This window comes from Tychonema sp. LEGE 06208 (assembly GCF_015207505.1).
Classification (GTDB): Bacteria; Cyanobacteriota; Cyanobacteriia; order Cyanobacteriales; family Microcoleaceae; genus Microcoleus.
This window is the reverse complement of sequence record NZ_JADEWT010000231.1, coordinates 1-1134: the sequence shown is the minus strand read 5'-3', so window position 1 is coordinate 1134 and position 1134 is coordinate 1. Positions and strand designations below refer to the sequence as shown.

Annotated in this window: 2 protein-coding genes and 1 pseudogene; 2 read left to right on the top strand and 1 reads right to left on the bottom strand. The window is 49.0% G+C overall.

Features of this window, described 5'->3' with window-relative positions; genetic code table 11:
* Positions 1 to 99: pseudogene (locus IQ263_RS28080) on the top strand (IS630 family transposase); the annotation flags it as partial.
* A gap of 23 nt (positions 100 to 122) precedes the next feature.
* Here the strand turns inward: IQ263_RS28080 and IQ263_RS28075 are convergent.
* Complete coding sequence (locus IQ263_RS28075; protein ID WP_194071293.1) at positions 123 to 290, bottom strand: hypothetical protein; 168 nt, start codon at positions 288 to 290, stop codon at positions 123 to 125.
* A 497-nt stretch (positions 291 to 787) separates the two neighbouring features.
* On the opposite strand from IQ263_RS28075, the gene IQ263_RS28070 reads away from it, so the two are divergent.
* On the top strand, positions 788 to 1033 hold the full coding sequence (locus IQ263_RS28070; RefSeq protein ID WP_228050443.1) for an AraC family transcriptional regulator N-terminal domain-containing protein: 246 nt from the start codon (positions 788 to 790) through the stop codon (positions 1031 to 1033).
* Positions 1034 to 1134: the final 101 nt, after the last annotated feature.

Below are 1134 nucleotides of genomic sequence, written 5' to 3'. Positions count from 1 at the left end.
GATATTGAACACGATTTTAGTGCCTTAAAGCGAGCCAGAATGTATGCTCCTGCTGGCACATCTTTAGATGAACTTATCTGTGCCTACTGCGCTCAATAGTGTCTCTTTTTTATTTGAAATGACTATAAGTCATTGCCGTGGTGGCCGTGGCACCGTGCCAATGCTTCTGGTCCGGCCCGAACCCGATCGCGTCCCATGGTCGAATTTGCTCGATCGAGCCGCCCCAGCGCTGTGCGAGACCGCAGCCAGCCGTCACGATCGGGGTCTGTCCCAACGGGTGGGTGTGCCATGGTGTCCGAGCACTAGGCTCGAACGTGACACTGGCACCAAGTGTGCGTGCTCGATCGTGCGCCTCGAACAGGGGGTCAATGCGGACAGTGCCGGTAAAATACTCAGCCGGTCCTTTGGCCGAAGGCTGTGACCCACTTCGTTTAATGTCCATTTCTTAATTCCTTCACTTGATGCCATTTCGGTGGCTGTCCCCATCGTAGAAATTGAGCACTTATCGCTTCTCTATCAATAGGGATGGATTTTTTAAGAAGCAAGGTTAGCTTTGATGGCATTTTGGTTGTCACTCAGCAGGTTTCTTGCCAAATCAAACCTGCGTTTTCTCTTGAAGAAAAGTCCAGAATGCTTACAAGAAGCCGAAATGGTTTTTCATTGCTTTAGCTTCATTCTAAGAATCCTCAAGGACAAGCAATAGAACGATCGTCTAAGATTGTTGTACAATCCTGCAAACTTAGAAATGAACGCTGCCAAAACGAGTGAAAAGCCCGATATCCATTTTATGAACACCCCCCAGACAACGCGCGAGGCAGACAGAGCGCAAGCCAACCGAGACGAACTAACTGAGCGGATTGCACAGGCGATTCGTCATGATGGGACGATTGAGCCGCTCAAAGGAGTACACTTCAACCGCTCCTCGTCGCCTTCGGAATGCGTTCATAGTGTCTCTATCCCTGCCTTTTGTGCGATCGCTCAGGGTACCAAAGAAGTCCTTCTGGGGAGCGATCGGTATGCCTCTAATCATTAATTTATTGGACAAGACTGGACAATGCGTACATGGTGAGCCATAATACTAATATGGCAAAGTACGTGAAACCAAATGAAGCAGCTAACACTTTGGGAGTTTGC

What these genes read in the sequence shown, in the direction of transcription:
- IQ263_RS28075 (WP_194071293.1), bottom strand. Translation starts at nt 290, where the DNA reads ATGGCACACCCACCCGTTGGGACAGACCCCGATCGTGACGGCTGGCTG.
- IQ263_RS28070 (WP_228050443.1), top strand. Translation starts at nt 788, where the DNA reads ATGAACACCCCCCAGACAACGCGCGAGGCAGACAGAGCGCAAGCCAAC.